The sequence below is a fragment of the Polynucleobacter sp. 35-46-11 genome (assembly GCF_002281105.1).
Genome location: NZ_NCFJ01000653.1, coordinates 1 through 1,241, shown reverse-complemented (window position 1 = coordinate 1,241; position 1,241 = coordinate 1). Strand labels below are relative to the sequence as shown.

Genomic DNA, 1,241 nt, shown 5'->3' with positions numbered 1-1,241 from the left:
GTGAGGTTCATACTCAAGATGCTTTTGAGTTTATTGATGAGCCCAAGGCAGTCTCCCCTTACCACCTACTTCAACAAACAAATCTGACTGAGCCAACTGTAGAGATGCTGGAGTATTTTGCAGCCTCTCTTCCCAAGAAAAACTCAGTTGATCAGGTCTTAGCTTTAGCTGCCGCAGTACAAGAGACTATTTTGTACTCACCAGGGCAAACCAATTTTGCAACCACCGCTGCCCAATCCTTTGCCATGAAATCCGGTGTTTGCCAAGACCATGCGCACATCATGCTTGGGCTGTGTCGTGCCTCAGGTATTCCGGCACGTTATGTCAGTGGCTATTTCTTTGCTGAAGATGCACCAAACCTTGCAAGCCATGCCTGGATTGATTTCTGCACTGATATTGATAAAGGTCTTTGGACCAGTATTGATATCACCAATGCCTGCTTTACTGATGCACGTCATGTTCGCTTAGCGATTGGCAGGGACTACTACTCGGCAGCACCTGTCAAAGGGGTTCGCTCTGGCGGAGGTGGTGAAGAATTAAGCGCCAGCATCTCGATTACCCAAGCCAAGTAAGAGATAATCCAGAGAAATAATTAAAGGGGTTGCAGGATGACGTATTGCGTTGGGCTTTGCCTAAAAGATGGCTTGGTTTTTTTATCGGATACTCGCACCAATGCGGGTGTTGATCAGATCGGTACCTTTAGAAAGATGTCTTTATTCCAGAAGGATAAAGATCGCTTTTTTACCCTCATGAGCGCTGGCAATCTTGCCATTACTCAAGCAGTTAAAGAGATCCTATTACAAGGCCAACTCCTCAATGGGAAGAATTTATGGAATGTGGAAAGCACTCACGATGCAGCCGTTGTCATTGGCGATGCCATCAAGCAAGTTTATGACCGAGATCACAAGGCACTCGAAAAAGCAGGCATTGATTTCAATTGCAATCTGATCTTTGGCGGACAAATAAAAGGTGAACGCCCAAGACTCTTCAATATCTACTCTGCTGGCAACTTTATTGAGGCTACGCCTGAGACTTGTTACTTCCAGATTGGTGAGTCTAAATATGGCAAGCCAATCTTAGACAGGGTCATTAGCTTTGATACTCCACTCAATCTAGCCACCAAGTGCGCCCTCATCTCGATGGATTCAACACTCAACAGCAATATTTCTGTTGGCTTACCGTTGGACTTGATGGTCTATGAAAAGAATTCTTTGCAAGCTAGTAAGCTGGTTACGATGGAT

2 protein-coding genes are annotated in these 1,241 nt (G+C 45.2%); both read left to right on the top strand.

Annotated features, from left to right (window positions below):
• On the top strand, positions 1-572 hold a 572-nt coding region (locus tag B7Y67_RS18495), incomplete at its 5' end, for a transglutaminase family protein (protein WP_293599889.1).
• Positions 573-608: 36 nt separating this feature from the next.
• A partial coding sequence (locus B7Y67_RS18490) for a peptidase (protein ID WP_293599888.1) occupies positions 609-1,241 on the top strand: 633 nt, incomplete at its 3' end.